The organism is Streptomyces sp. NPDC060049 (assembly GCF_042736715.1).
Classification (GTDB): domain Bacteria; phylum Actinomycetota; class Actinomycetes; order Streptomycetales; family Streptomycetaceae; genus Streptomyces.
Genome location: NZ_JBHWVV010000008.1, coordinates 41,424 through 68,416, shown reverse-complemented (window position 1 = coordinate 68,416; position 26,993 = coordinate 41,424). Strand labels below are relative to the sequence as shown.

Here is a 26,993-nt window from a genome sequence, read left to right as displayed (position 1 = left end):
CAGCTCTTAACTCTACGGGGCGTGGCACACTGCACCGATGCGACGCCTGTTCCCTGTGACCGATCAGACAGCAGAAGACCAGACCGACCGGGAGTGGTCGCTGGACGAGCTCGCCGAGGCGTACGCGTACCCCTCCCTCGGCCCGGACGGCCACTGGCTGCGGGCCAACATGGTGTCCACCCTGGACGGCGCGGCCCAGCACGACGGGCGCTCGCAGCCCATCTCCGGCGAGACCGACATGCGGATCTTCGGCACCCTGCGGGCGCTGGCCGATGTGGTGGTCGTCGGTGCGGAAACGGTTCGCCAGGAGGGCTACCGCCCCGCGCGGGCCCGGGAGGCCTTCGCGGCCCGCCGCAGCGCCGCAGGTCAGGGCCCCGCCGCCGCCATCGCGGTGGTCACGGCGAGCCTGGAGCTCGACTTCGGGGCTCCGCTGTTCACCTCACCGCTGGTGCCGACCCTGCTGCTCACCGGAGCCGCAGCCCCCGCCGGCCGGGTGGCCGAGGCCGCCAAGGCCGGGGCCGAGGTCGTGGTGGCCGGCGAGGGCGCGGGCGTGGACCCGGCGCGCGTCGTACGGGAGCTCGCGGACCGGGGGCTGCGCCGCCAGCTCACCGAGGGCGGACCCCGGCTGCTGGGCCAGTTCGTGGCCGCCGACGCACTGGACGAGCTGTGCCTGACGATCTCGCCGACGCTCACGGCGGGTGGCGCCCAGCGGATCTCCGGCGGGCCCGGCGTCGCGGTTCCGCACCGGCTGGTGCCGGCCTGTCTGCTGGAAGAGGCCGGGTTTCTCTTCACGCGTTACCGTCGGATCTGAAGCGGAGCGGAATTTCGCGTTCCGCTTAGCGTCCGCTGGGCACATAACTGGGCAGGATGTCTCGGCAGGGCTCCGTGCGAGAGCGGGGCAGGATGGTTTCCGCAGGGGTCGGCCGGCCGGCCTCGGCCCACGAAGGAGAGGGCGTCCGTGTTCACGAGCGTATTGATGATCGAGCAGCCGCTGACCCCCGTCGACGTGGACTTCGTCACCACCCTCCACGGCGACGAGCCGGTCTCCTTCGTCGTCCTCATGCAACCCCGCGGCGACCGGGACCGGCTGCTGCGCGCCATCGACGACGTCGCGCTCGGTGAGCTTCCCGAGGCGATCCGCGAGGGCGACGAACCGGAGGGCGAGGCCGCCCGCGGCCCCGCCGAACGGGCGCTCGAACACTCCCTGGCGTCCCTGCGCGCCAAGGGCGCCAAGGCCGTCGGACAGATCATCGAGGACCACCCCCTCGACAAGCTCAAGGCCGTGGTGGACGAGACCGGCGCCGACGAGGTGATCGTCCTGACCGCCCCGCACTACGTCGAGGAGTTCTTCCACCGGGACTGGGCCTCCCGGGCCCGCCACAAGGTCGGCGTTCCGGTGCTCAAGCTCTTCGCCCACAAGGAATAGGGTGGAGTCCGCTGAACCCTCCGTGCTGAGCGGACGGGACCCAGCGGACCGCACGCCCTCGATCCTGGAGCTACCTGAATGAAGCCCGGCCTGCCGACCGCCATGGAACGGCCCCACTTCATCGGCATCGGCGGCGCCGGCATGTCCGGCATCGCGAAGATCCTCGCCCAGCGCGGCGCGCGGGTGGCCGGCAGCGACGCCCGTGACTCCGAGACCGCCCAGGCGCTGCGCGCCCACGGCGCCACGGTCCACATCGGGCACGCCGCCGGCCACCTCGCCGACGACGCCACCTGCGTGGTCGTCTCCAGCGCCATCCGCGCCGACAACCCCGAGCTGGCCCGCGCCGCCGAGCTCGGCATCCCGGTCGTGCACCGCTCCGACGCCCTGGCCGGCCTGATGGAGGGCCTGCGGCCCATCGCCGTCGCCGGCACCCACGGCAAGACCACCACCACCTCCATGCTGGCCGTCTCCCTCACGGCACTGGGCCTGGACCCCTCGTACGCCATCGGCGGCGACCTGGACGCCCCCGGCTCCAACGCCCATCACGGCGAGGGCGACATCTTCGTTGCCGAGGCGGACGAGAGCGACCGCAGCTTCCACACGTACACACCGCAGGTCGCGATCATCCTCAACGCCGAGCTCGACCACCACGCGAACTACGCGTCGATGGAAGAGATCTACGAGTCCTTCGAGACCTTCGTCGGCAAGGTCCCCGACGGCGGCACGCTGGTCATCGCCCACGGCCAGGCCGGCGCAGCCGAGATCGCCCGCCGGGTCCGCGGGAACGACGGGCTGAAGGTGGTCACCTACGGCGAGGAGCCCGGGGCCAACGTCCGGATCACGAAGATCACCCCGCGCGGGCTGACCAGCGAGGTCACGGTCGTCGTCGACGGCCGGATGCTCACCTTCACCGTCTCGGTGCCCGGCCGCCACTACGCGCACAACGCCGTCGCGGCCCTCGCCGCCGGTGTCGCGCTCGGCATCCCGGCGCACAACCTGGCCTCCGCGCTCGGCAAGTACACCGGGGTCAAGCGCCGCCTCCAGCTCAAGGGCGAGGCGGCCGGCGTGCAGGTCATCGACTCCTACGCGCACCACCCGACGGAGATGACCGCCGACCTGGAGGCCATCCGCGGCGCCGCCGGCGACTCCCGCATCCTGGTCGTCTTCCAGCCGCACCTCTTCTCCCGCACCCAGGAGCTCGGCGAGGAGATGGGCCGGGCCCTCGCCCTCGCGGACGCCTCCGTGGTCCTCGACATCTACCCCGCCCGCGAGGATCCGGTCCCCGGCGTGACCAGCGCGATCATCATCGACGCCGCCCGGGCGGCCGGCGCCGACATCACCCCCGAGCACGACAAGGGCGCCGTCGCCGACGTCGTCGCGGGAATGGCCAAGCCCGGCGATCTCGTTCTCACGATGGGGGCCGGCGACGTCACGGACCTGGGGCCCCAGATCCTCGCCCGCCTGTCCAGCTGACGGTTCTCAGGGAGCGCGAAGAGTCATGACGTACGAGGTAGAGAAGACGGACGAGCAGTGGCAGGCGGAACTGACCCCGTCCGAGTACCAGGTGCTGCGCCTCGCCGGCACCGAACCCGCCTTCCGCGGTGAGTACACCGACACCAAGACGGAGGGCGTCTACTCCTGCCGCGGCTGCGGCGGCGAACTGTTCCGCTCCACCGAGAAGTTCGAGTCGCACTGCGGCTGGCCGTCCTTCTACGACCCGAAGGACTCCGACGCCGTCGAGCTGAAGTCCGACATCTCGCACGGCATGGTCCGCACCGAGGTGCTCTGCGCGAAGTGCGGCTCCCACCTCGGCCACGTCTTCGAGGGCGAGGGCTACCCGACCCCCACGGACCAGCGGTACTGCATCAACTCCATCTCCCTGAGGCTCACTCCGAAGGAAGGCTGACCCTCCACCAGCGCCACGGCCCGCCGTGTGGTCCATGGAATGACGGCCACCGGTTCACAAGGCCGGTGGCCGCAACGGTGTGCCCGGCCCCCGGGGAGCTGTCGCTCGCCGGGGGCCCCGCGACGCGCTACACCTGGCGGGCGCTGGGCGACGCGCGGCGGCCGGGCCGCCAGGGGGTGAGTGCGAGGAGGTCCCGGACCGTCAGGGGGTGAGGGCGAGGAGGTCCCGGGGGGGCGGGTGAGGAGGTCCCGGGCGGGTCGGGTGAGGCGGGGAGGTACGCCCGTTGCCGGATGTGGCGCAAAGACGTCCGTGGGACGTAAACCGGCGTACGAGGGCTTCCGTTCTCCAGGTGTACGGCTCACTGTCACGAAAGCAACGCCGACCGGTACCCCGGGGCCGCTGTTCTTGGGGCGCCCCTCGACACCCCCCTCACCGTCTCACCCGCAGAGGTCGTCACGCCATGGCAGAACTCAACCGCCGCCGGTTCCTGCAGATCGCCGGCGGTACCGCCGCGATCACGATGCTGAACGAGAGCATCGCCCGCGCCGCCGCCATCTCGGCGCAGGGCAGCACCGGAACCATCCAGGACATCGAGCACATCGTCGTCCTCATGCAGGAGAACCGGTCCTTCGACCACTACTTCGGCGCCATGAAGGGGGTCCGGGGCTTCGGCGACCCGCGACCGGTCCTCCAGGACAACGGCAAGTCCGTCTTCCACCAGTCCAACGGCACGAAGGACATCCTGCCCTTCAACCCGCAGATCGAGGATCTCGGGATGCAGTTCCTGGAGGGCCTGAACCACGACTGGGCCGGCGGCCACCAGGCCTACAACAACGGCAAGTACGACAAGTGGGTTCCGGCCAAGACGGCCACGACCATGTCGTACATGACGCGGAACGACATCCCGTTCCACTACGCCCTCGCGGACGCCTTCACCGTGTGCGACGCCTACCACTGCTCCTTCATCGGCGCCACCGACCCCAACCGCTACTACATGTGGACGGGTCACACGGGCAACGACGGGGTGGGCGGCGGCCCCGTCCTCGGCAATCAGGAAGCGGGCTACGGCTGGAAGACCTACCCCGAGCGCCTGGAGTCGGCCGGGGTCTCCTGGAAGGTCTACCAGGACATCGGCGACGGCCTGAACGCGGCCGGCTCCTGGGGATGGATCAACGACGCCTTCCGCGGGAACTACGGCGACAACTCGCTGCTGTACTTCAACACCTACCGCAACGCCCAGCCCGGCAGCGCCCTGTACGAGAAGGCCCGCACCGGCACCGACGTCAAGGCGGGCGGGGGGTACTTCGACAAACTGCGCGCGGACGTGGTGAACGGCACCCTCCCGCAGATCTCCTGGATCGCCGCCCCGGAGGCGTTCAGCGAGCACTCGAACTGGCCGACGAACTTCGGCGCCTGGTACATCTCCCAGGTCCTGGACTCGCTGACGGCGAACCCGGCGGTGTGGGCGAAGACGGCCCTGTTCATCACCTACGACGAGAACGACGGCTTCTTCGACCACGTGGTCCCGCCGTACCCGCCCGCGTCCTCGGCCTGGGGCCTGTCCACGGCGGACGTGGCCAAGGACCTGTACGGCGGGGGCGGCGGCTACGCTGCCGGACCCTACGGGCTCGGCCCGCGCGTCCCGATGATCGTGGTCTCCCCCTGGAGCAAGGGCGGCTACGTCTGCTCCGAGACCTTCGACCACACCTCGGTGATCCGCTTCATGGAGCAGCGCTTCGGCGTGCGGGAGCCCAACATCTCGCCGTGGCGCCGCGCCGTCTGCGGTGACCTGACCTCGGCCTTCGACTTCACCCGCGCCGACGCCGCGCCCGCCCCGCTGCCCTCCACGGCCGGCTACCTCCCGCCGGATAAGGACCGCCACCCGTCCTACCACCCGACCCCGCCGTCCACGGGCACCCTGCCCCGGCAGGAGGCGGGCGGGAAGCCGACCCGCGCGCTCGGGTACCAGCCGTACGTGGACGGCCGGGCCACCGTCTCCACCGGCAAGTTCACCCTGACCTTCTCCTCCGGCCCCTCCCTCGGCGCCCACTTCCACAGCACCTCGGGCAACCGTACGGACGGCCCGTGGCCCTACACGGTCGAGGCGGGAAAGACCCTGTCGGACACCTGGAGCACGAGCGGCTCCACCGGCAACCAGGTCAACCTCACGGTCTGGGGCCCGAACGGATTCCTGCGGACCTGGAAGGGCCCGGCGAAGAAGGCCGGCCCCGAGGTCACGGCCCGCCACGACGCGGCCACCGGCAACCTCGGGCTGACCCTGACCAACGCGGGCACGGCGGCGGTCAACCTCACGGTGACCAACGCCTACGGAGGCGCCGCCCAGACCCTGCGGGTCGCGGCGGGCGGCACGGCGGCCTGCACGGTGGGCCTGTCCGCCACGGCCCGCTGGTACGACGTCAAGGTCGTCTCCGACGCGGACACCACCTTCCTGCGCCGTTTCGCCGGCCACGTCGAGACGGGCGCGGCCGGGGTCTCCGACCCGGCGATCAAGACCGTCTGACGCGGTCGTCCGCCGCCCGGCGGCCCTCGACCCGGCCGGACCGGGTCGAGGCCTCGGGCCGGTCCCGGCCCGAGGCCTTCGCAAACGAAGAAATCCCATGGGGCGTACGAGGAGAACCTCATACGCCCCATGGGATCAATAGGGTGAGTGACGGGACTTGAACCCGCGGCCACCTGGACCACAACCAGGTGCTCTACCAACTGAGCTACACCCACCACGAAGGGTGGCGGACCACCCGTTCGACGTGCAAGCACAGCATAGCCGATCAGCGGGGTGCTCCCGCGACGCCTTTGTCGCGCGACGGCAGGTCGCGGGCGGGAAGCCGCCCCACCACCGGGACCGGCGCCCCCCGCCCCGCCCCGCCCCCCGCCACGCCCGACCGGCGCGGCCACCGCCCTCGGCGGGCGGCTCACGGCAGGATCCCCGTATGGACCACGACTCCGCACATGACGCCGCCCACGACGCCGATCCCTTCACGGCCGCCGACTACGCCGCGCGGATGGACGCCGCCGCGCGGTCCGCCGCCGACGCGGGCCTGGCCGGCCTGCTGATCGCGCCCGGGCCCGACCTCGCCCACCTCACCGGTTACCGCCCCGTCGACACCGAGCGGCTGACCCTGCTCGTGCTCGCCGCCGGGCAGGACCCCGTGCTCGTCGTCCCCGCGCTCGAAGCCCCCGACGCGGCGAGGGCGCCCGGCGCGGGCGCGCTGACCCTGCGGGACTGGGCCGACGGGAAGGACCCGTACGCCGTCGCCGCCCCGCTGCTGGACGTCACGGGCCGCTTCGGGGTCAGCGACAACACCTGGGCCCTGCACCTGCTGGGCCTCCAGCGGGAGTTGCCGACCACGTCGTACGCGTCGCTGACCGACGCGCTGCCGATGCTGCGCGCGGTCAAGGACGAGCGCGAGCTCGCCCGGCTCGCGGCGGCCGGCGAGGCCGCGGACGCCGCGTACGCGCAGATCCTGCACGTGCCCTTCGCGGGCCGCCGGGAGAGTGACGTCGCCGCCGACCTGGCCGCGCTGCTGCGCGTCCACGGCCACTCCCAGGTCGACTTCACCGTCGTCGGATCCGGACCCAACGGGGCCAATCCGCACCACGAGGCCGGTGACCGCGTCATCGAGCACGGCGACATGGTGGTCCTGGACTTCGGCGGCCTCAAGCACGGCTACGGATCGGACATCTCCCGGACCGTCCACGTCGGCGAGCCCACGGACGAGGAGCAGCGCGTCCACGACATCGTCCGCGAGGCCCAGCTGGCGGGCGTGGCGGCGGCCCGGGCCGGCGCCGCCTGCCAGGACGTGGACCGGGCGGCCCGCGCCGTGATCACCGAGTTCGGCTACGGAGAGCGGTTCATCCACCGCACGGGACACGGCATCGGAGTCACCACGCACGAGCCGCCGTACATGGTCGAGGGGGAGGAGCGGCTGCTCGTCCCCGGCATGTGCTTCTCCGTGGAGCCGGGGATCTACCTCCCGGGGCGCTTCGGCGTCCGCATCGAGGACATCGTCACGATCACCGAGAGCGGCTGCCGCAGCTTCAACAACGCCTCGCGGGAGCTGGCGATCGTCGCATAGGCCGTACGAGCCCGCCCGCCGGAGCGGCGGGCGGGCGCGGCGCCGCTACGGTCCCAGGACCACCACCGACTCGGCCGGCACGTGGACCCGCCCCTCGGCGTCCGGACGGTCCACCGGCATCCAGGAGGCCAGTACCCGCACGCCGTTGCGGCCCAGCGCGATGGTCGTCGGCTCGGAGGAGAAGTTCACGACCACGCGGACGTCGCCCCGGCGGAAGGTCAGCCAGCGCCGCTCCTCGTCGTGGGCGGTCCGCACCGATGCCAGATCCGGATCGCGCAGGTCCGGGTGGGTGCGGCGGAGCGTGATCAGCGTGCGGTACCAGTCCAGCAGGCGGGCGTGGGGCTCCCGCTCGGGCTCGGCCCAGTCCAGGCAGGAGCGGTCCCGGGTGGCGGGGTCCTGCGGATCGGGGATCTCCTCGGGCTTCCAGCCGTGCTCCGCGAACTCCCGCCGCCGGCCCGCCCGTACGGCCTCCGCCAGCTCCGGGTCGGGGTGGTCGGTGAAGTACTGCCAGGGCGTGCCCGCCCCCCACTCCTCGCCCATGAACAGCATCGGCACGAACGGCCCGGTCAGCGCCACAGCGGCCGCGCACGCCAGCAGCCCGGGAGAGAGGGAAGCGCAGAGGCGGTCGCCCTGGGCCCGGTTGCCGATCTGGTCGTGGGTCTGGGTGTAGCCGAGGAACCGGTGGGCGGGGGTGCGGCCGCGGTCCAGCGGGCGGCCGTGGTGGCGGCCGCGGAAGGAGGACCAGGTCCCGTCGTGGAAGAAGGCCCGGGTCATGGTCTTGGTGAGGGCGGCGAGCGGGGCGGCCGCGAAGTCCGCGTAGTACGCCTGGGACTCGCCCGTCAGCACGCAGTGCAGGGCGTGGTGGAAGTCGTCGTTCCACTGCGCGTGCAAGCCGGTGCCGCCGGCGGTGCGGGGGGCCGTGGTGCGCGGATCGCACTGGTCGGACTCGGCGATCACGAACAGCGGCCGGCCGCTCTCGGCGGCCAGCTCGTCCACCGCGGCCGCCAGTTCCTCCAGGAAGGACAGCGCCCGCCCGTCGACGAGCGCGTGCACGGCGTCCAGGCGCAGGCCGTCGATCCGGTAGTCGCGCAGCCAGGCGAGCGCGCTGCCGAGGAGGTACGCGCGCACCTCGTCGGAGCCGGGCGCGTCCAGGTTCACCGCCGCGCCCCAGGGGGTGTGGTGGGTGTCGGTGAAGTACGGGCCGAAGGCGGGGAGGTGGTTGCCGGAGGGGCCGAGGTGGTTGTGGACCACGTCGAGCACGACGCCGAGCCCGGCGGCGTGCGCCGCCTCCACGAAGCGGGCCAGCCCGGCCGGACCCCCGTACGGCTCGTGCACGGCCCACGGCGCGACCCCGTCGTACCCCCAGCCGTGCCGTCCGGGGAAGGGACAGACCGGCATCAGCTCGACGTGGGTGACGCCGAGCCCGGTCAGGTGGCCGAGGCGGGCGGCGGCCGCGTCGAAGGTGCCCTCGGGGGTGAACGTGCCGATGTGCAGCTCGTACAGGACGGCGTCCTGCAACGGCACGCGCGGCGGCGCGGCCGGCTCCGCGGGCGTGAGCGCGGCGAAGTCGACGACCGCCGAGAGGCGGTCGGGGCCCTCGGGCAGCCGGCGCCCGCGCGGATCGGGGCGTACGGTGCCCTGCGGATCGTCGTCCGGGCCGCCGCCCAGCAGGAACCCGTACCGGGAGCCGTCGGCGGCCGGGGCCTCGGCGACCCACCAGCCGGCCCGCTCCGGATCGGGCGTCATCTCGTACGCGGCCCCGTCGAGCCACAGCGCGACCCGGCCTGTCAGCGGTGCCCACACCTCGAACTGCACGGACGGTCCCCTCGTCTTGCGGCGGTATCCCAACCTGCGTGACCGGTCCATCATCTCCGGCTCGGCGCGGGAGTTCTGGACACTCTGCCCCTGACGGGCCGACAATCACCCGGTGACGTCGAGTTTCGAGTTTCCCGCCTACCCCGCTCCGCGGCTGTCCGATGCCGAGCGCGACCGGGCGCTGGGCCAGCTCAGGGAGGGGGCAGCACTCGGGAAGCTGTCGCACGACACCTTCCTGCGCCGCATGGAGCTCGCCCTCGTCGCCCGCCGTTCCGAGGACCTCGCGGTGCTCACCGCGGACCTGCAGGGCCGGGAGGGCGCCGAAAGCCCCTGGACCCGGCGGCTGTTCGGCTGGGTGGGGCGGGCCTCGGCCGTATCGGTGGGCGTGCGGCGGGCCTGGGCCGCCGAGAAGCTGCCGAAACTGCTCCTCCCGCACCCGAGGGCCGAGCCGCTGCTGATCGGCCGCGACCCGGGCAGCGGCCTGCGCCTCAGCCACGAGACGGTCTCGCGGGCGCACGCGGAGCTGAGGATGCGGGACGGGGTGTGGGTGGTGACGGACCTCGGCTCGACCAACGGGACCACGGTCAACGGGCGCCGGGTCACCGGCTCGGCGGTCGTGAGGGACGGGGACCAGATCGGCTTCGGACGGATGACGTTCCGGCTGTCGGCGAGCTGAGGCCCGGGCCGGGGTCCGGCAGAGAGCGGGCCGGGAGCGGGCCGGGAGTAGTCCGGGAGTAGTCCGGGAGGACGGCCGGCACGGCCGGAGCGACCCGGACGTACGGCACGTGACGCCGCCGCGGAGGATGGCGTCCATGGAACACAACCCCGCCGCCCCCGTCGTACGGTCCGCACGCCCCGAGGACCTGCCCCGCCTGGTCGGTCTCATGCGCGAGCACATGGAGTACGAGAAGTCGGAGCCCCGCCCGGCCGAGCCCCTCGCCGCCCGGCTCGGCCCCCGGCTGTTCGCCGACGACGCCAGGATCTGGGTGCTGCTGGCCGAGATCCCGGACGGCGGCGTAGCCGGGTACGCCGCCTGCTCCGCCGAGTTCTCCTTCTGGGACGCCCGCCACTACCTCCACATGGACTGCCTCTACCTCGCCGCGGAAGCCCGCGGCCACGGCCTCGGGGCCGCCCTGATGGACGGCGTGCGGGGCCTCGCCCGGACGCTCGGACTCGGCCACGTCGAGTGGCAGACGCCCGACTGGAACGAAGGCGCGATCCGCTTCTACGACCGGCTCGGCGCGACCGGACGGCCGAAGATCCGCTACGCCCTGCCGACGCGGTAACCCCCGGCTCCGGCCCCCCGGCTCCGGCCCCTGGCTCCGGCCCCTGGCTCCGGCCCCTGGCTCCGGCCCCTGGCTCCGGCCCGCCGGCCTAGCGGCCGGCCGCCACGAGCCGGTCGTAGGCCGCCAGGACGATCCGGGACTGGTGCTCCACCTGCGTGGCCACCGGGACCCAGCGCGCCTGGAAGCGGGCCGCGAACTCCTCGCACCACTGCGCGACGAGCCGGTCCAGCACGGGCGCCGCCGGATGGCCCTGGGCGCGCAGGACCCGCAGCAGCATCGCCGCGGGGCGCAGCGAGAGGCGGCGGCCGAAGGCGTCGATGCTCCCGATGTAGGCCGCCGTGGCCTCGGCGGGAGCCTGGACGCCCGTCCACTCGGCGGTGATCCGGGGGATCAGCGCGAGCGTCCAGTCCACCGCGCGCAGCAGGGCCGAGGCGCCCGGGTCCGTACCGTGGGCGGCGCCCTCCCGCAGCGCCGAGACCCGCGCCGCGTCGGCGGTGAGGCGCACGGCCAGCAGGCACAGGGCGCCGCGCGGGTCGGGGTGCGGTGCCGGGTCGTCCACCAGGTCCGAGGCCCACATGGGGACCTCGACGATCGCCGTGGTCCCGGCGTGGTGCCAGGTGCTGAGCCGGGTGTCCTCGGGGGGGAAGGCGCCGGCGGCAGCGGTCCCGGGCTCGGGCATCACGAAGATCCCCGCACCGGGGGAGGGCCAGCCCGAGGCGTCGCAGGCGCTGGTCTCGACCGGGATGCGCAGCTCGGCGGCCGATGTGCCGAAGGGTTCGGCGAGGCCCGGTATGTCCCGGGTGAGCTGGATCCACGAGCCGCCGAGGTCGGTGCCGTGGAGGGACACCTGCAGGACGGGGCGGAGCTCGTCGATGAGGGCGGTCAGGGCGAGCGTCTCGGGGGGCAGACGGTCGGGGGCCAGTAAGGACGGGGCCCACTCGGGCTGTTCGGGGCCGGGGGGCCGGAAGAAGGTGCGGTGGTAGTCGAGCAGGGAGTACGGGTGGGGCGTGCGGTGCAGGGCCGCGCCGTCCGGATCGGCACAGAGCAGGAAGTGCCAGTCGGCGCCGTCGGCGGGTTTGCGGACGAGGCGCCGGGCGAGCGCGAGGGCGGTGGCCCCGCCGACGGGTTCGTTGGCGTGCGCCCCGGCGACGACGAGCACGTCGCGCGGGTGGCCGGTGCCGACGGAGAGCAGCCAGAGCGGCTCTCCGGCGCGGGAGGTGCCGGCCTGGCGCAGGCGGACCGCGCCGGGATGCTCGTTCGCCAGCGCGCGGGCGGCCAGGGCGAGTTCGCGGGGGGTCGGGTAGCACATGTCGCGGATGAGGGTCACAGGGAATGCCATGCCCGCCGCGCACGCCCGCTACTGCTCCGGACGTCCCCCACTTGCGCGCCCACCCGACCGGAAACCCCTGGCCAAGGCCCTGCACCCGGTGGGGCCGGCCTCGTCCGGTGAGTCGAGTGATCTGCCTCATAAGGCACTTGTGTGGTGGCTGAGTCCTTTCGGCGTCCCGGACAATGATCGTTGTCGATGTGTCAGTTCCCTGCCCTGCGTGGGATTCCGCGGGCAGAGGTTTTGGGGGGTAACGTGTCGCCGTTCTCGGCGAGTAGATTCCGCCTGCCCGGAAACGGGAGAGCGATCGCCTTGCGCGGTCGCCTGGCGAAGCGCACCGGAGTCACGCTCTCGGTGCTGTTGGTGGTAGGCCTGCTGCCCGCGACGGCTTGGGCGGCACCGCCCGGAAGTCGCAGCGGGGTCGAACTGCCCGGGCTCGAACAGAGCGTGAAGGCGAAGCTCGACAAGGTCGAGGCCGCCAAGTTGGAGGGCTGGTCCGGGGCGCCCGTCGCCCCGCCCGCGGAGTACGAGCCCACGAAGGTGACGCCTCCGGCGGCGGGTTCGGCCGACGTGGCGCTCGCGGCGGGCGCCGGAGGCCAGCTGGTGCAGGCCGGCACGCTGCCGGTGAGCATAGGCAAGGCCTCGCCGACGGAGACGAACCCGACGCCGCCGGACCCGTCCGGCACCTGGTCGGTGTCGGTCGAGGCGCGCGCGGTGACCGAGGCGGCCGACGTGGACGGCGCGATCATCAAGGTGGTGCCGCCGGCGGGCGGTTCGACCCCGGTCGACGTCCAGCTGGACTACAAGAAGTTCGAGGACCTCTACGGCACCGAGTGGTCGACCCGGCTGAAGCTCAAGCAGCTCCCGGAGTGCTTCCTGACCACCCCCGACCTGCCCGAGTGCACCACCGGGAAGGACGTGCCGAGCACGAACGACCCGAACACCGGCACCGTCCGCGCCACCGTCGACCCGGCCGCGACGCCGGGTCAGGGCATGCGGACCATGGCGGTCGGCGGCGGCCCGATGGTGCTGGCCGCCTCCGACTCCGCGTCGGGCGCGGGCGGCACCTACAAGGCCACCTCGCTGAGCCCCTCCGGCTCCTGGGCGGCGGGCGGCAGCAGCGGCGGTTTCACCTGGAGCTACCCGCTCGCGACCCCCGCCCCGCCGGCCGGTCCCGCTCCCAAGATCGCGTTCTCGTACTCCTCGCAGTCCGTGGACGGCAAGACCTCCGTCGCCAACGGCCAGGCTTCCTGGATCGGTGACGGCTGGGACTACCACCCGGGCTTCGTGGAGCGCCGCTACCGCCCCTGCTCCGAGGACCGCAAGGCCACGCCGAGCAAGCCCAACAACGACAACTCCACGGACAAGAAGAAGTCCGACCTCTGCTGGGCCGGCGAGAGCGTGGTGATGTCCCTCGGCGGCAACACCACCGAACTGGTCCTCGACCCCGCGACCGGGCAGTGGATCCCCGCCTCCGACGACGGCTCCAAGGTCGAGCGCAAGACGGACACGGCCGTCGCCAACGGCGCGAAGGACGGCGAGTACTGGATCGTCACCACCCGTGACGGCACCCGCTACTTCTTCGGCCGCCACGACGTGGACGGCGCGGGCACCCGCGCGGTGACGAACTCGGTCTTCACCGTCCCGGTGTTCGGCAACCACCCGGGCGAGCCCTGCCACGCGACCGCCTACGCCGACTCCTCCTGCACCCAGGCCTGGCGCTGGAACCTCGACTACGTCGAGGACCTCCACGGCAACGCGATGATCGTCGACTGGGCGAAGGAGACCAACCACTACGCCAAGAACGAGAAGACGAAGGAGAAGGTCTCCTACGTCCGCGGTGGCCACCCGACCCAGATCACCTACGGTCTGCGGACGGCCAACCTGAGCGGCGCCCCCGCCGGCAAGGTCGAGTTCACCGTCGACGAGCGCTGCGTGAAGGAAGGCTCCGCGAAGTGCTCGGACACCGAGTTCGAGTCGAAGAACTACGCGGACAAGCAGCCCTGGTGGGACACCCCCTCCACGCTCCACTGCAAGGCCGACGCCAAGAACTGCTACGTCGCCGCGCCGACCTTCTGGAGCCGTAAGCGGCTGACCGCCGTCACGACCTACGGCCAGCGCACCGAGGGCTCGACCGCGCTCTCCCTCGTGGACCGCTGGAACCTGACCCAGTCCTTCCCGCGCCAGCGCACGGACACGCACCCGCCGCTGTGGCTCGAGTCGCTCATCCACACCGGTTACGGCACCACCAAGGACGCGAACGGCAACCAGGAGGGCACTCCGCTCCCGCCGGTGTCCTTCCTCGCCAACGTCCAGGACATGCCCAACCGCGTCGCGAAGAGCGCCACCGACGCCACCCCGGACTTCGACCGCCTGCGCGTGGAGACCATCCGCAACGAGTACGGCGGCGAGGTCTACGTCGACTACTCGGCCCCCTGCGCGGTGGGCGGCTCGCACCCGAAACCGGAGGAGAACACCACCCGCTGCTATCCGGTCCACTGGTCCGCCGACGCGGAGGCCGAGACGCCGCCGCTGGAGTGGTTCAACAAGTACGTCGTCGAGAACGTCGTCGAGAAGGACCGCGTCGCGCGCCAGCCCGACGTCACCACCAGCTACACCTACGAGGGCGACGCCGCCTGGGCCAAGGACACCGACGAGTTCACCAAGCCCGAACTGCGCACCTACAACCAGTGGCGGGGCTACGCGAGCGTGGTGACCCGGACCGGCGTCACGGCCGACACGGGCAAGGACGACGCCACCGAGCAGTCGCAGACCCGGAGCCGCTTCTTCCGCGGGATGTCCGGGGACGCGGGCCGCGCCAAGGTGTTCGTCAAGGACTCGGCCGGCGTCGAGACCCTCGGTGAGGACCTGCCCCAGTACGTGGGCCGGACCGCCGAGAGCATCACCTACGACAAGGCCGGCGGCAGCGTCGTGTCCCGGCGGCTGGACTGGCCGTGGAGCCAGCGGACGGTCTCGCGGCCGCGCGAGGGCACCACCCCGCTGGAGGGCTTCCGTACCGGCACGTCCCGCTCGGACGGCATCCGCGCCGTCAGCCAGGGACGGACCCGGATCCTGCGCAGCGAGAAGACGTACGACACCACGTACGGGCTGCTGCTCACGAGCCAGAACGCGGTGCTGGAGTCGACGGGCACCGGTTGGGCGACCTCCGACCCGTCCTGCACCACCACGTCCTACGTGCACAACACGGCGAAGAACCTGATCGGCCTGCCGCAGCGGATCCGGGCCACCGCGGGCGACTGCTCGCAGAGCGCCACCGCGACCGTCCTGGCCGACAGCCGCACCTCCTACGACGCGCTCGACGCCTTCGGAACCGCGCCCGTCAAGGGCCTGGCCCGGCAGGTCGACACCCTCGACGGCGCGGGCACCGGATGGGTCACCTCCGCGCGCGACGAGTTCGACGCGCTGGGCCGCGTCGTCAAGTCCTACGACGCGGCGGGCAACACCTCCTCCGTCGTCTTCACCCCGGCCACGGGCGTGCCGTTCAGCACGAAGATCATCAACGCGGCCGGCCACACGGCCACGACCAAGACCGACCCCGGCCGCGGCTCGGTCCTCGAGCAGACCGACACCAACGGCCGCAAGAGCAGCTCGGCCTACGACAACCTCGGTCGCAACACGGCCGTCTGGGACCCTTCCCAGAAGCCCGGCACCGACAAGGCCGCCGCCACCTTCGAGTACCAGTTCGCCGAGCACGAGGCCCCGGTCGTGACGACCCGGACCCTCCAGGACAACGGCACCTACGCCCGGTCGACCGCGATCTACGACGGTCTGCTGCGCCCCCGCCAGACGCAGACGCAGGCCATCGGCGGCGGCCGCCTGGTCTCGGACACGCTGTACAACGCGAACGGCTCCACCCGCCAGAGCAACAACGGCTACCACGCCGAGGGCGAGCCGGACGGGAAGATCTTCGTCCCGGAGACCGTCTACCAGGTCCCGAACTCCACCAGGACCGCTTACGACGGCCTCGGCCGCGCGGTCCGCAGCACCACGCTCCACGAGGGCGTGGCACAGAACTCCACCACCAACTGGTACCAGGGCGACTTCACCCTCAGCCGCACCGGCATGTCGGCGGACGGCACCGCCCCGCTCAAGGGCAGCCGCGCCGTCAAGACCTGGACGGACGCGCTGGGCCGCACCACCCTGATCCAGAACTACACGGCGACCGACCTGACCACCTGGTCCGACACCGCGTACGCCTACGACGTGCGCGGCAAGCTGGCCAAGGTCACCGACCCGGCGGGCAACAACTGGACCTACGCCTACGACGCCCGCGGCCGCATGACCTCCTCGGACGACCCCGATCTGGGCAAGGGCAGCATCGGCTACGACAACCTGGACCGGCAGGCCTGGTTCAAGGACTCCTCGGGCCGCGCCCAGTACGTCACCTACGACGTCCTGGGCCGCAAGACCGCGCTGCGCGACGACGCCGCGGACGGCCCCCTGGTGGCGTCCTGGACGTTCGACACCCTGCCCGGCGCAAAGGGCCAGCCCGTCGCGTCCACCCGCTACTACGACGGCAAGGCCTTCGTCAGTGAGGCGACCGGCTACGACACCGAGTACCGGGTCACGGGCACGAAGATCACGATCCCGGACGTCCCGGCCGCCAAGGGGCTCGCGGGCACCTACGCGTACGGCGTCGGCTACACCCCGACCGGCAAGGTGCAGTCCACGACCCTGCCGGCCACCCCGGGCGGCCTCGCGGCCGAGAAGCTGATCACCCGCTACAACTCCGACGGTCTGCCCCAGACCATGTCGGGCCTGTCCTGGTACACGGCCGAGACGGTCTACAGCCCGTACGGCCAGGTCATGCGCACGGCTTCGGGCAAGGCCCCGGAGCGGGTGTGGACCACCAACCTCTACGACCGCAACAACGGCCGGATCACCGACACCATCACCGACCGGGAGACCGCGAGCCCCAACCGGATCTCGGCCCTGTCCTACGGCTACGACGCGGCCGGCAACCCGACCTCGATCACCGACACCCAGCCCGGCGGCCGCACCGACCGCCAGTGCTTCGCCTACGACCCGATGGGCCAGCTGACCCAGGCCTGGACGGGGAAGACCGCCGACTGCGCGGGCCCGTCGCTCGCCGACGTCACCCCGGGCCCGGACGGGGACGGCTACTGGAAGTCGTACTCCTTCGACTCCGTCGGCAACCGCACCAAGCTCGTCGACCACGACCTGACGAACGCGGCGCTCGACGACGAGACGACCTACACCTACGGCGTCACGGTCCCCGGCAACGGGGCCCAGCCGCCGGTCACCACCCAGCCGCACACGCTGAACAAGACGGTTTCGACCGTCAGGAAGGCCGGTTCCACCACCCAGTCCCAGTCGAGCTACGGCTACGACAGCGCGGGCAACACGACCCGCCGCACCATCGGCGCCGACACACAGGCCCTGACCTGGGACCGCCGCAACAAGCTCACCTCGGCCACCAGCCCCGGCGTCGGCGCCGTGGCGGTCACCGGCCTCGCGGGCAAGTGCCTCGACGTCGCCGACGGTTCCACCGCGGACGGCACGGCCGTGCAGCTCTGGCCGTGCAACGAAACCCGCGCGCAGCAGTGGCGCCTGACCGGCGACACCGTCCGCGCACTGGACAAGTGCCTCACGGCGGACGGGCTGTACGCCCGCCTCGCCACCTGTGACGGCAGCGCCAAGCAGAAGTTCACCTACCGCACCGGAGACAAGACCCTCTACAACGCGGCGGCCAACGGCTGCGTCACCGTCCCCAACGACAACCCGGCCGACGGCAACGACCTGCACATCTTCACCTGTGCCACGAACGCCGCCGCCCAGCAGTGGACGTTCGCCGACAACACCACCAGCTACCTCTACGACGCCGCGGGCAAGCGGCTGATCGAGGAGACGGGCAGCTCCCGCACCCTCTACCTCGGCGAAGCCGAGATCACCGTGGACAAGGCCGGCCAGGCCGTCAGCGCGTCCCGCTACTACACCAGCCCCGGCGGGCCGACGACCGTCCGCACCACCGAGGGCAAGGCCACCGGCCACAAGCTCAACGTGCTGCTGACGGACCACCACAACACGGCCACGGTCACGGTCGAGCAGAGCCCCGGGCAGAAGATCACCCGGCGCAAGAGCGACCCGTACGGAAACCAGCGCGGCGCCGTCGCGTCGAACTGGCCCGGCAGCCGCGGCTTCCTCGGCACCGGGGTCGACGACACCAACACCGGGCTGACCCACATCGGCGCCCGTGAGTACGACCCCACGACCGGCCGCTTCATCAGCGTCGACCCGGTCAACGACATCACCGACCCGCTCCAGATGAACGGGTACGCCTACGCGAACAACAGCCCGGTGGCCCGCCTGGACCCGACGGGCCTGTGGAGCTGGGGCGGCCTCCTCAAGGGCGCCCAGGACGCACTCAAGGGCGCCTACCACGGGGCCGTCGACTGGGTCGCGGAGGCGACCGAGGTCTTCGCCGTCTTCACCGGGGACGGTGCGACCGCCAGCCGACTGAGGGCCGACCGCGAGGGCGGACGGCAGGACTACGGCAAGCAGACGCTCAGGAACCTGGGCGGGCAGCCGACCAACACCGTGCCCTACCGGATCGGCTACACGGTCTCCAAGTGGCTCATGCCGTTCACCCCGGGCTCGGGGATGGCGATGGGCGCCGCGAACGCCGGAGCCAGGGCGGCGGTCAAGACCGTCCCCAGGCTGGAGAAGCTGGTCTTCCCCGCCTCCAAGATCTCGGACAGGGGATGGGGGAAGGTCGGGAGCCTCACACCGCCGCCCTCGATCGTGCACGCGCCCGGTCCGGGGTGGACCGTGTCGGGACAGCTGAGCAAGGCCGACGGGATGGTGGAGGAGTTCGCTCTGAAGGGCGCGGTCGACTCCGGCTACACCAAGGCCACCAAGGGCCGCTCCTACGTGGGCGGCGTGCACACCGAGACCGGTCAGATCGGCCTGGCGAGTTCGGGCGGGACCAGGGCTTCGAAGGAGGCCATGAGCCCCGAGGACGCGTCTTACTGCGCGGAAGGCAACGTGGTGCGGGCACTGGGAGGGGACGCGACGAAGGTCATGTTCACCAATGCCTACCACGTGGTGCTCGACGACGCGGGCAAGTTCATGACGGAGCTCAAGCCGGTCTGTACGAAGTGCCAGGTCGACTACCCTAGTAGCGCCCAGTTCATCCCGGGGATCAAGCACGTCTGGTTCCTGAAGGACGGCCTCAAGGCCCCGTGGAGCCTGGGCCGGATCTGGGAGGGTGAGTGAACGCGGTAGAACTGGTCCGCATCGAGGCGGGACTGCACGACTGGGCCGCCATGGAGTGCGGGTGCGGCTATCGCGCCGACCACATTCCCGGGGACCTGATCAAGACCCTGGAGGGGGAACCGCCGTCGGGACAGGGACACGACTGGGCCGACAATCACGCCTTCATCCAGTCGAACCTGATGGAACCGGCCGTGGCGACGGCCGCCATCGCTGTCGCCGCACTGGCGGGCGATCCCGGGCCCGTCTTCCGCAAGCAGCTCATCACCCTGCTGGGCATCCTCGCCACGGGTGAGCAGGAAGACGTCGCGGAGGCCTGTGTCGACGTCATCCGCGGTGCGACCTGGATCCTCTATGAGGAGCTGTTCGCCAACCGCTCGATCGTCGCCGCGGCGGAGTCCTACGACCTCCTCGGCCTGATGGACGAGCAGAGCGACCGGCTGCGGGCGTTCCACCGCGTGGTCGGAGCGAACCTGCCGGAGTACCTGCGCTAGACACCGGGCCCGCGGGCCGGCAGACGGACGAGAAGGCGGCGTCCCCGTTTCGTACGGGGGCGCCGCCTTCCCGTCTGTCCGGCCTCCTCGGGCCCGCGCCCGTGCTACGCCCGGCGGACCAGTACCGCCACCGGGGCCGCCGCCAGCAGCCCGGCCAGCGGGACCTCGCCGGTGAAGGACGGGCCCGTGGTGTCGAGGGAGGTCCAGTGGCCCGGGGGCAGCGGCAGGGTGGTGGCGCGCCAGCCGCCCGCCGCCGCGAGGCGCAGGGACAGCCGGGTGACCACCACCACCAGGTCCGCGGAGCGCGCGTACGCCACACAGTGCTCCGCCGCCGGGCCCCGGGCAGGGAGCGGGGCGTAGCCGGTGAAGAGCTCCGGTCGGTCGCGGCGCAGGCGCAGCAGCGCCGAGGTCAGGGCGAGCTTCCGCGCCGCGAGGGTGCCCGGCTCCGGGCGGGCGTCCGGTTCGGCCGGCCGGCGGTTGTCCGGGTCGACCAGGGCCCGGTACTCGCTCTCGCAGCCCTGGTAGACCTCCGGGACGCCCGGCATCGTCAGGTGCAGAGCCGTCATGGCCAGGACGTTGTCCCGGGCCGCCGCCGCCACCTCGGGCGGGTCCTCCCGCAGATCGGGTACGTACCCCGCGACGCCCGCCTCGTACCGCTCGTCCCGCTCCGTCCAGCTCGTGTGCAGGGCCGCCTCGCGGACGGCCTTGAGCAGGGCCCCGGTCAGCCGCTCCGTCCGGTCGGGTACGGAGCCCAGGCCGAAGGCGCTCTGCCGGGCCACCCAGGCCAGCTGCGGATCCGGACCCGCCGCCGCGCCCTCCTCGTCCGCGAGCTCCGGCGCCTGGGACAACACCGCGATGCGGGCCCGGACATCGGCGCTGCGCTTGGTGTCGTGCGTGGACAGGACCGTCCCGGAGGCAGGCCAGTCGCGGTCCAGGTGCGCGCAGTACGCGTGGAACTCCTCCGGGGAGACCGCCGGACGGCCCGGATCGCCGCCGACCTCCGTGGCCGACAGGAGCGGGGCCCAGCGGTAGAACGCCCGGTCCTCCAGGGACTTCGCGCGCAGGGCCGCCGAGGTCTGCGCGAATCGCGCGGCGAACACGCCGTCCTGCTCGCAGAGTTCCCGTACGGCGGCGACGTCCTCGGCGCTCGCCCCGGCGACCTCCGCGAATCCGTCGGCGCCCGGGTACGGTCGGTACGCCGGGTAGGCGACGAGCAGTTCGCGCGCCGCACGCGCCGCCCCGGGGCCCGCGCGGCGCTCCAGAACCGCCAGCTCCGCCGCCAGGTCCACGGTCAGCACCTCCCGCGTGGAGCGCTCCGCCGTCTCCTGCCAGTCGGCCGCCCCGGTGGAGTCCCGGTAGCGGCGGGCCAGTTCCTCCGCGCCCGCCGGATCGACGAAGAGGCCGTCCACGTGGCGCAGCGCGTCGTAGCCCGTCGTACCCGCCACCGGCCAGGCGGCGGGCAGCCGTTCGTCGCGGGCGAGGATCTTCTCGACCACGATCCAGCAGCCCGGTCCGGTCGCACTCCGCAGTCGCTCCAGGTACGCGCCGGGGTCCGCGAGGCCGTCCACGTGGTCGATGCGCAGCCCCTCGACGACGCCGTCGCGGACCAGCTCCAGGATCTTCGCGTGCGTGGCCGCGAACACCTGCGGATCCTCCCCCCGGACGCCGATCAACTCGGAAATCGTGAAGAAGCGGCGGTAGTTGAGGTCCGTGCGGGCCTCCCGCCACCAGGCGGGGCGGTAGAACTGGGCGGCCAGCAGCCCGGCCGGCTCCAGTGAGGCGGTACCGGCCCGCAGCGGGAACTCCAGCTCCCCGTGGCGCAGCACGTCCCCGTCGGCCTTGAAATCGGCGGCCTCGGCGGGCCCGGGCAGCAGCGGCAGCAGCACCTGCCCGCCGCCCGCCTCCCAGTCGATGTCGAACCAGCGCGCGCGGGGGGAGTCGGGTCCGTCGCGCAGCACCTCCCACAGCTGCCGGTTCAGCCGCAACGGCGAGGGCACCGCCATGTGGTTCGGCACGATGTCGAGCACCAGCCCGAGCCCGTGCGCGCGGGCGGTGGCGGCCAGGGACCGCAGGCCGGCCTCCCCGCCGAGCTCCGCCCGCACCCGGGAGTGGTCGGTGACGTCGTACCCGTGCGTCGAGCCGGGCACCGCCTCCAGTACGGGGGAGAGGTGGAGGTGGGAGACGCCGAGCGAGGCGAGGTACGGCACCGACGCCCGCGCGTCGGCGAAGGTGAAGTCGGGGCGCAGCTGGAGGCGGTAGGTCGACGCCGGGGTGGCGGCCGACGGAACGTCGGATTCCGTGTGCGTGCGTGCGGACGGCTGGCTCATGAGAACGTACGTACCCAGGATGCGGGATTCCGTGCCATTACCCAATGCATCCGAGTGACTGCACCGGGTTAGCGTTGCTCAAGTGTTCGGAACCGTCACCACCTATCGCAAGGTCATCGCCCTGACCGGGCCCCTTCTCCCGCTCGTGTCCTTCCTCGCCCGACTGCCCGTCGCGATGTCGCAGTTCGGAAGCGTTCTGCTGGTCGCCGAGACCAGCGGATCCCTCGCCACCGCCGGCATGGTCGGCGGCACCCTCTCCGCGGGACAGGTGGTCTTCGGGCCGGTCCTGGGCCGGCTCGCGGACCGCCACGGACAGCGTCCCGTCGTCCTGGCCGCCGCCGCGCTCAACGCCGTCGCGACCGCCGCTCTGGTGGCAGGGGCCCTTTCGGGCCTCGCCACCGTCCCGCTGGCCGCGATCGGAGCCGTCACGGGCGCCTCCGTACCGCTGATCGGACCCCTCGCACGCACCCGCTCCGTGGCCCTGGCCCACCGGGCCGGGGCCGACGAGGGCGTCGTGGGCGCCATCCACTCGCTCGAAGGCACCCTCGACGAGGTTTCCTTCGTCATCGGGCCGGCCCTCGTCGGCCTGGCCACCCTCGCGCTGCACCCGGCCGTCGCACTCGGCGGCGCGGCCGCCCTCGTCGCCGTCTTCGCCACCCTCTTCGCGCTGCACCCGACCGCCGCCGTCACGGCCGGGGCCTCCGCGCGGCTGCGCGCGGTCAAGGACCGGGCCCAGGTCCGCCCGCCGGCCGTGGTCTACGCCGTACGGGGCTCCCTCGCCCTCCAAGGCGCCATGTTCGGCGCCTGCCAGGCCGGAATCGCCGCCCTCACCGCGCAGTTGGGTGTCCCCGGCCAGGCCGGCATCGTGTACGCCGCCATGGGCGTCGTCAGCGCCGTCGTCGGGCTCTCGCTCGGCGTGCTGCCCGCCCGCTTCGGGCTGCGGCTGCGCTGGCGGGTGGCCACGGCCGCCGCGCTGGTGCTCTCCGTGCCGCTGCTCTTCACCGACTCCCTCTGGCCGCTGTACGCGGTCGTCACCGTCCTCGGGGCCGCCTATGCCCCGCACCTGATCACCGCCTTCGCGCTCACCGAGCGGTCGGTGGAGCCGTGCCGACTCGCGGAGTCCATGGCCTTCGCCGCGAGCTCGCTCGTCGCCGGACAGGCCGCCTCGCTCGCCGTCTCCGGGCGGCTCGCCGAGTGGTACGGGCCCGCCGCTGCCTTCGCGGTGGCCGTGGGGGCCGCCGCGCTGAGCCTGGCCCTGGCCCTCGTCACGCGGGTGCCGGGTGCCCGGGCGCACACCCCCGGGGCACCCGCTGCGGCCGACCCCGCGCAGGCCGGCGCCTACGCCGGTCGCTGAAGCACCACGAGGCACCGTCCCGTCAGGGCCACCCGGTCCCCGGCCGCGTACTGCGGCCCGGTTCCGGGTGGCAGCACGTCCGCCCGCGCCGTGTCCACGACCAGGCGCCACTGCGCGCCGTGTCCGGCCGGGATCGTGAAGTCCTGCGGGTCGGCCCCCGCGTTGAACATCAGCAGGAACGAGTCGTCGGTGATCCGCTCGCCGCGGGTGCCGGGCTCCGAGATCGCCTCCCCGTTCAGGAACACCGTCAGCGCCCGCGCGCTCTGCGCCTGCCAGTCACGGGCCCGCATCTCCTCGCCGTGCGGGGTGAACCACGCGATGTCGGACAGCTCGTCGTGCGTCCCCTCCACCGGCCGGCCGTGGAAGAACCGGCGCCTTCGGAACACCGGGTGCTCGCGCCGCAGGCGCACCATCATCCGGGTGAACTCCAGCTGCGCGGGCGCTGGTTTGCCCGGTTCGGGCCAGGCCACCCACGCCACCTCGTTGTCCTGGCAGTAGGCGTTGTTGTTGCCTCCCTGGGTACGGGCGAACTCGTCCCCGTGACTGATCATCGGTACGCCCTGCGAAAGCATCAGCGTGGCCGTGAAGTTGCGCATCTGGCGTTCGCGCAGCTCGTTGACCGCCGGGTCCTCCGTCGGCCCCTCCACCCCGCAGTTCCACGACCGGTTGTGCGTCTCGCCGTCCCGGTTGCCCTCGCGGTTGGCCTCGTTGTGCTTCTCGTCGTAAGAGACCAGGTCGTTGAGGGTGAACCCGTCGTGGCAGGTGGTGAAGTTGATGGAGGCCAGCGGCCGCCGCCCGTCGTCCTGGTAGAGGTCGGAGGAGCCGGTCAGCCGTCCCGCGAACTCCGCGAGCGTGCGCGGCTGCCCGCGCCAGAGGTCCCGTACGGTGTCGCGGTACTTGCCGTTCCACTCGGTCCACAGCGGCGGGAAGTTGCCCACCTGGTAGCCGCCCTCGCCCAGGTCCCACGGCTCCGCGATCAGCTTGACCTGGCTGACCACCGGGTCCTGCTGGACGAGGTCGAAGAACGAGGACAGCCGGTCCACCTCGTGGAACTGGCGGGCCAAGGTGGCCGCCAGGTCGAAGCGGAAGCCGTCCACGTGCATCTCGGTGACCCAGTAGCGCAGCGAGTCCATGATCAGCTGGAGGACGTGCGGGGAGCGCATCAGCAGCGAGTTCCCGGTGCCGGTGGTGTCCATGTAGTGCCGGGGGTCGTCCGCGAGCCGGTAGTACGAGGCGTTGTCCAGGCCCCGGAAGGACAGCGTCGGGCCCAGGTGGTTGCCCTCGGCGGTGTGGTTGTAGACCACGTCGAGGATCACCTCGATCCCGGCCTCGTGCAGGGCGCGGACGGCCGACTTGAACTCCAGCACCTGTTGGCCCCGGTCGCCCGAGGCGTAGCCGTTGTGCGGGGCGAAGAAGCCGATGGTGTTGTAGCCCCAGTAGTTGCTGAGACCGTCGTCCACCAGGCGGTGGTCGTTGACGAACTGATGGACCGGCATCAGCTCCAGCGCCGTCACCCCGAGCTTGGTCAGGTGCCCGATGACCGCGGGGTGCGCGAGAGCCCCGTAGGTGCCGCGCAGCTCCTCGGGGAGGTCCGGATGGCGCATGGTCAGGCCCTTCACGTGGGCCTCGTAGAGCACGGTGCGGTGGTACTCGTGGCGCGGCGGCCGGTCGTTGGCCCAGTCGAAGTACGGGTTGACCACGACCGAGCTCATGCTCTTGGGCGCCGAGTCGAGGTCGTTGCGGGAGTCGGGCCGGCCGAAGTGGTAGCCGTACACCTCCTCGCCCCAGTCGACGCTGCCCGCCACGGCCCGCGCGTACGGGTCCAGGAGCAGCTTCGCCGCGTTGCAGCGGCGTCCGCGCTCCGGTTCGTAGGGGCCGTGCACGCGGAATCCGTAGCGCTGCCCGGGCATCACGCCGGGCAGGTAGGCGTGCCGGACGAACGCGTCGGTCTCGCGCAGTTCGACCGCGGTCTCCGAACCGTCGTCGTGCAGCAGGCACAGCTCGATGCGTCGGGCGGCCTCCGAATAGACCGCGAAGTTGGTGCCGGCGCCGTCGTACGTGGCACCGAGCGGGTATGCCTGTCCCGGCCAGACTTGCATGAAAAACGACTCTTCCCGTGGGTGTTGGGCGGATGTTCGGGCTGATCCGGGGTGGACCACGTCATTGGCAGATCTTCCCCGAAAGAGGGGTCTCGCGCGGGGACTTGGGAGGGTCCTACCGGGTGACCGGAAAGCTGATAGGAGGGTTGGCGGACCACGGGTACATAGGACGAATCCGATGATGGGCGCATCGGATAATGAGTCAACGGACGGCCGGTGTGCGGCCCTCGGGCAGCACGGGGTCCCATCGGGCTGCAGGGGGCCGTGCGCGCGGAGTACCCTTCCGTGATCACTTCAGACGGGCGTCCAGACGCAGGAGGCGGTGCACGGGTGAGCTCGGGAGGTCTGGAGCTGCCCCCTGGTGACAGCGGTCACGAGGGCGGCCCGGCGGACGCCGCGGGCCAGGCGCCCGGCGGGATGCCCGCCGGAGCGGTGTCGCTGGCCCCGCCGGAGGCCGGGAGGGCGCCGGCCGGAGCCGGGGCCGAGCTGGACTGGGGCGCGGACGCCTGGAGCGAGGTCCGCACCCGGGCCCAGCGCGCGGGCCGTGCGTACATCTGGCTGAACCTGATCGAACAGCGGCTGCGGTCGGTGGTGGGTGCGGTGCTCCGGCCGATCTACGAGCCGGTGCACGGCGGCGACGACTGGGTCGTCGCGGCCGCCGGGCCCGCCGGCCAGGAATGGGTGCAGCGCGCGGTCGCCGTACGGGAGGTCAGCCGGCGCAAGGGCTACCTGCTGGACTCCGCCGACGACAACGTGCTCAGCTTCCTGACCCTGCCGCAGCTGCGCGAACTCATGGTCCAGCACTGGCCCTGCTTCGAGCCGTACTTCGACGACCGGCGCGAGATCGAACAGGCGCTCGACGAGCTGGAGGTCACGCGCAACGTCGTCTCGCGCAACCGCGCCCTGTCCCGGGCGGTCCTGGAACAGGCCGAGCGGGCGTCGGCGCGGCTGCTGGAGGTGTTGGGCGGCGGCGCGGGCTCGCCTTCGGCGGACCGGCTGCCGATCGACGCCGTCGAGGACCTGGTCGGCGACCGGTACGCGGACGTCATCTCCGTCCACCCGGACCGGGTGCGCCTACAGCGCCAGCTCCCGGCGGAAGACCTGTTCGGCGGCGCGCGGCGGCTCGACGCCATCGGCATCGGGCTCAACCTGCTCGTCCAGAACTTCTCCGGCCGAAGACTCGTACGCCTCGCCGAGGCCGGCTGCCCGGTGCGGCTGCTGTTCCTGAACCCGGCGAGCAGCGCGGTCAAGCGGCGCGAGCGGGAACTGGGGCTGCGCAAGGGCGAGCTGAGCCGCTCCGTGGAAATGAACATCCTGCACGTGCGGCGGGTGCGGGCGGGTCTGCGCGACGCGTCGGGCTTCGAGATCCACGTCTTCGACGAGACGCCGCGCTTCACGGCGTACCTGGTGGAGGGCGAGGCCTCGGGCATCGCGGTCGTGCAGTCGTACCTGCGCCGGGCGCGGGGCATGGAGGCGCCCGTCCTGGTCCTGCGGGGCGGCGGTCGCGGTCCTTCGCGCGAGCGTGACGCGGACCACGGTCTGTTCCCGACGTACCGTGAGGAATTCGAGTCGATCTGGCAGGACTCCCGGCCGGTGTCGTGACTGTCAGTG

16 protein-coding genes and 1 tRNA gene are annotated in these 26,993 nt (G+C 72.3%); 12 read left to right on the top strand and 5 right to left on the bottom strand.

Features of this window, described 5'->3' with window-relative positions:
- Window positions 1–37: 37 nt before the first annotated feature.
- The 5 genes from ACFWBY_RS16765 (at window position 38) to ACFWBY_RS16745 (ending at window position 5,853) form a co-directional block, all read left to right on the top strand.
- Window positions 38–811 (top strand): pyrimidine reductase family protein, encoded by a 774-nt coding sequence (locus ACFWBY_RS16765; protein ID WP_385332284.1) that lies wholly within the window; start codon window positions 38–40, stop codon window positions 809–811.
- A 147-nt stretch (window positions 812–958) separates the two neighbouring features.
- The gene (locus tag ACFWBY_RS16760; RefSeq protein ID WP_385332282.1) at window positions 959–1,426 is read left to right on the top strand and encodes an indole-3-glycerol phosphate synthase; all 468 of its coding nucleotides are present in this window, start codon (window positions 959–961) and stop codon (window positions 1,424–1,426) included.
- A 78-nt stretch (window positions 1,427–1,504) separates the two neighbouring features.
- Window positions 1,505–2,899 (top strand): UDP-N-acetylmuramate--L-alanine ligase, encoded by a 1,395-nt coding sequence (murC, locus tag ACFWBY_RS16755; protein ID WP_385332279.1) that lies wholly within the window; start codon window positions 1,505–1,507, stop codon window positions 2,897–2,899.
- Between the two features lie 25 nt (window positions 2,900–2,924).
- Window positions 2,925–3,332 carry a peptide-methionine (R)-S-oxide reductase MsrB gene (gene msrB / locus ACFWBY_RS16750; RefSeq protein WP_385332277.1) on the top strand — a complete coding sequence of 136 codons (408 nt, stop codon included), beginning with the start codon at window positions 2,925–2,927 and terminating at the stop codon, window positions 3,330–3,332.
- A 460-nt stretch (window positions 3,333–3,792) separates the two neighbouring features.
- Entirely contained in the window at window positions 3,793–5,853 is a 2,061-nt protein-coding gene (locus ACFWBY_RS16745) for a phosphocholine-specific phospholipase C (RefSeq protein WP_385332274.1), read from the top strand.
- A gap of 142 nt (window positions 5,854–5,995) precedes the next feature.
- On the opposite strand, the gene ACFWBY_RS16740 is transcribed toward ACFWBY_RS16745, so the two are convergent.
- Window positions 5,996–6,068: transfer RNA gene (locus ACFWBY_RS16740), tRNA-His, on the bottom strand.
- A gap of 212 nt (window positions 6,069–6,280) precedes the next feature.
- On the opposite strand from ACFWBY_RS16740, the gene ACFWBY_RS16735 reads away from it, so the two are divergent.
- Window positions 6,281–7,426 (top strand): M24 family metallopeptidase, encoded by a 1,146-nt coding sequence (locus ACFWBY_RS16735; RefSeq protein ID WP_385332271.1) that lies wholly within the window; start codon window positions 6,281–6,283, stop codon window positions 7,424–7,426.
- A gap of 45 nt (window positions 7,427–7,471) precedes the next feature.
- Here ACFWBY_RS16735 and treZ read toward each other — a convergent pair whose 3' ends face one another.
- A complete protein-coding gene (gene treZ / locus ACFWBY_RS16730; RefSeq protein ID WP_385332268.1) occupies window positions 7,472–9,241 on the bottom strand; it encodes a malto-oligosyltrehalose trehalohydrolase in 1,770 nt (589 codons plus the stop codon).
- A gap of 112 nt (window positions 9,242–9,353) precedes the next feature.
- Here treZ and ACFWBY_RS16725 point away from each other — a divergent pair, with 112 nt between their 5' ends.
- A complete protein-coding gene (locus tag ACFWBY_RS16725) occupies window positions 9,354–9,917 on the top strand; it encodes an FHA domain-containing protein (RefSeq protein WP_385332266.1) in 564 nt (187 codons plus the stop codon).
- A 136-nt stretch (window positions 9,918–10,053) separates the two neighbouring features.
- Window positions 10,054–10,527 carry a GNAT family N-acetyltransferase gene (locus tag ACFWBY_RS16720; protein WP_385332263.1) on the top strand — a complete coding sequence of 158 codons (474 nt, stop codon included), beginning with the start codon at window positions 10,054–10,056 and terminating at the stop codon, window positions 10,525–10,527.
- 88 nt (window positions 10,528–10,615) lie between these two features.
- Here the strand turns inward: ACFWBY_RS16720 and ACFWBY_RS16715 are convergent, their stop codons facing one another.
- Window positions 10,616–11,866 carry a M14 family zinc carboxypeptidase gene (locus tag ACFWBY_RS16715; RefSeq protein ID WP_385332261.1) on the bottom strand — a complete coding sequence of 417 codons (1,251 nt, stop codon included), beginning with the start codon at window positions 11,864–11,866 and terminating at the stop codon, window positions 10,616–10,618.
- 300 nt (window positions 11,867–12,166) lie between these two features.
- Here ACFWBY_RS16715 and ACFWBY_RS16710 point away from each other — a divergent pair, with 300 nt between their 5' ends.
- A complete protein-coding gene (locus tag ACFWBY_RS16710; protein WP_385332258.1) occupies window positions 12,167–19,111 on the top strand; it encodes a ricin-type beta-trefoil lectin domain protein in 6,945 nt (2,314 codons plus the stop codon).
- Window positions 19,108–19,602 carry a hypothetical protein gene (locus tag ACFWBY_RS16705; RefSeq protein ID WP_385332255.1) on the top strand — a complete coding sequence of 165 codons (495 nt, stop codon included), beginning with the start codon at window positions 19,108–19,110 and terminating at the stop codon, window positions 19,600–19,602. The genes ACFWBY_RS16710 and ACFWBY_RS16705 overlap by 4 nt, the downstream gene beginning before the upstream one ends.
- A 104-nt stretch (window positions 19,603–19,706) precedes the next feature.
- Here ACFWBY_RS16705 and treY read toward each other — a convergent pair whose 3' ends face one another.
- Complete coding sequence (gene treY, locus ACFWBY_RS16700) at window positions 19,707–21,929, bottom strand: malto-oligosyltrehalose synthase (protein WP_385332253.1); 2,223 nt, start codon at window positions 21,927–21,929, stop codon at window positions 19,707–19,709.
- Between the two features lie 82 nt (window positions 21,930–22,011).
- On the opposite strand from treY, the gene ACFWBY_RS16695 reads away from it, so the two are divergent.
- Window positions 22,012–23,283 carry an MFS transporter gene (locus ACFWBY_RS16695; RefSeq protein WP_385332251.1) on the top strand — a complete coding sequence of 424 codons (1,272 nt, stop codon included), beginning with the start codon at window positions 22,012–22,014 and terminating at the stop codon, window positions 23,281–23,283.
- On the opposite strand, the gene glgX is transcribed toward ACFWBY_RS16695, so the two are convergent.
- Complete coding sequence (glgX, locus tag ACFWBY_RS16690; RefSeq protein ID WP_385332248.1) at window positions 23,268–25,382, bottom strand: glycogen debranching protein GlgX; 2,115 nt, start codon at window positions 25,380–25,382, stop codon at window positions 23,268–23,270. The genes ACFWBY_RS16695 and glgX overlap by 16 nt on opposite strands.
- Window positions 25,383–25,712: 330 nt before the next feature.
- Here glgX and ACFWBY_RS16685 point away from each other — a divergent pair, with 330 nt between their 5' ends.
- Window positions 25,713–26,984, top strand: coding sequence for an SAV2148 family HEPN domain-containing protein (locus ACFWBY_RS16685; protein WP_385332246.1), 1,272 nt, complete (start codon window positions 25,713–25,715; stop codon window positions 26,982–26,984).
- The last annotated feature ends 9 nt before the right edge of the window (window positions 26,985–26,993 follow it).

Bases quoted from the DNA above. Each gene is read 5' to 3' on its own strand.
- ACFWBY_RS16765 (WP_385332284.1), top strand. From the start codon at position 38: ATGCGACGCCTGTTCCCTGTGACCGATCAGACAGCAGAAGACCAGACC.
- murC (WP_385332279.1), top strand. From the start codon at position 1,505: ATGAAGCCCGGCCTGCCGACCGCCATGGAACGGCCCCACTTCATCGGC.
- msrB (WP_385332277.1), top strand. From the start codon at position 2,925: ATGACGTACGAGGTAGAGAAGACGGACGAGCAGTGGCAGGCGGAACTG.
- ACFWBY_RS16745 (WP_385332274.1), top strand. From the start codon at position 3,793: ATGGCAGAACTCAACCGCCGCCGGTTCCTGCAGATCGCCGGCGGTACC.
- ACFWBY_RS16735 (WP_385332271.1), top strand. From the start codon at position 6,281: ATGGACCACGACTCCGCACATGACGCCGCCCACGACGCCGATCCCTTC.
- ACFWBY_RS16720 (WP_385332263.1), top strand. From the start codon at position 10,054: ATGGAACACAACCCCGCCGCCCCCGTCGTACGGTCCGCACGCCCCGAG.
- ACFWBY_RS16715 (WP_385332261.1), bottom strand. From the start codon at position 11,866: ATGGCATTCCCTGTGACCCTCATCCGCGACATGTGCTACCCGACCCCC.
- treY (WP_385332253.1), bottom strand. From the start codon at position 21,929: ATGAGCCAGCCGTCCGCACGCACGCACACGGAATCCGACGTTCCGTCG.
- glgX (WP_385332248.1), bottom strand. From the start codon at position 25,382: ATGCAAGTCTGGCCGGGACAGGCATACCCGCTCGGTGCCACGTACGAC.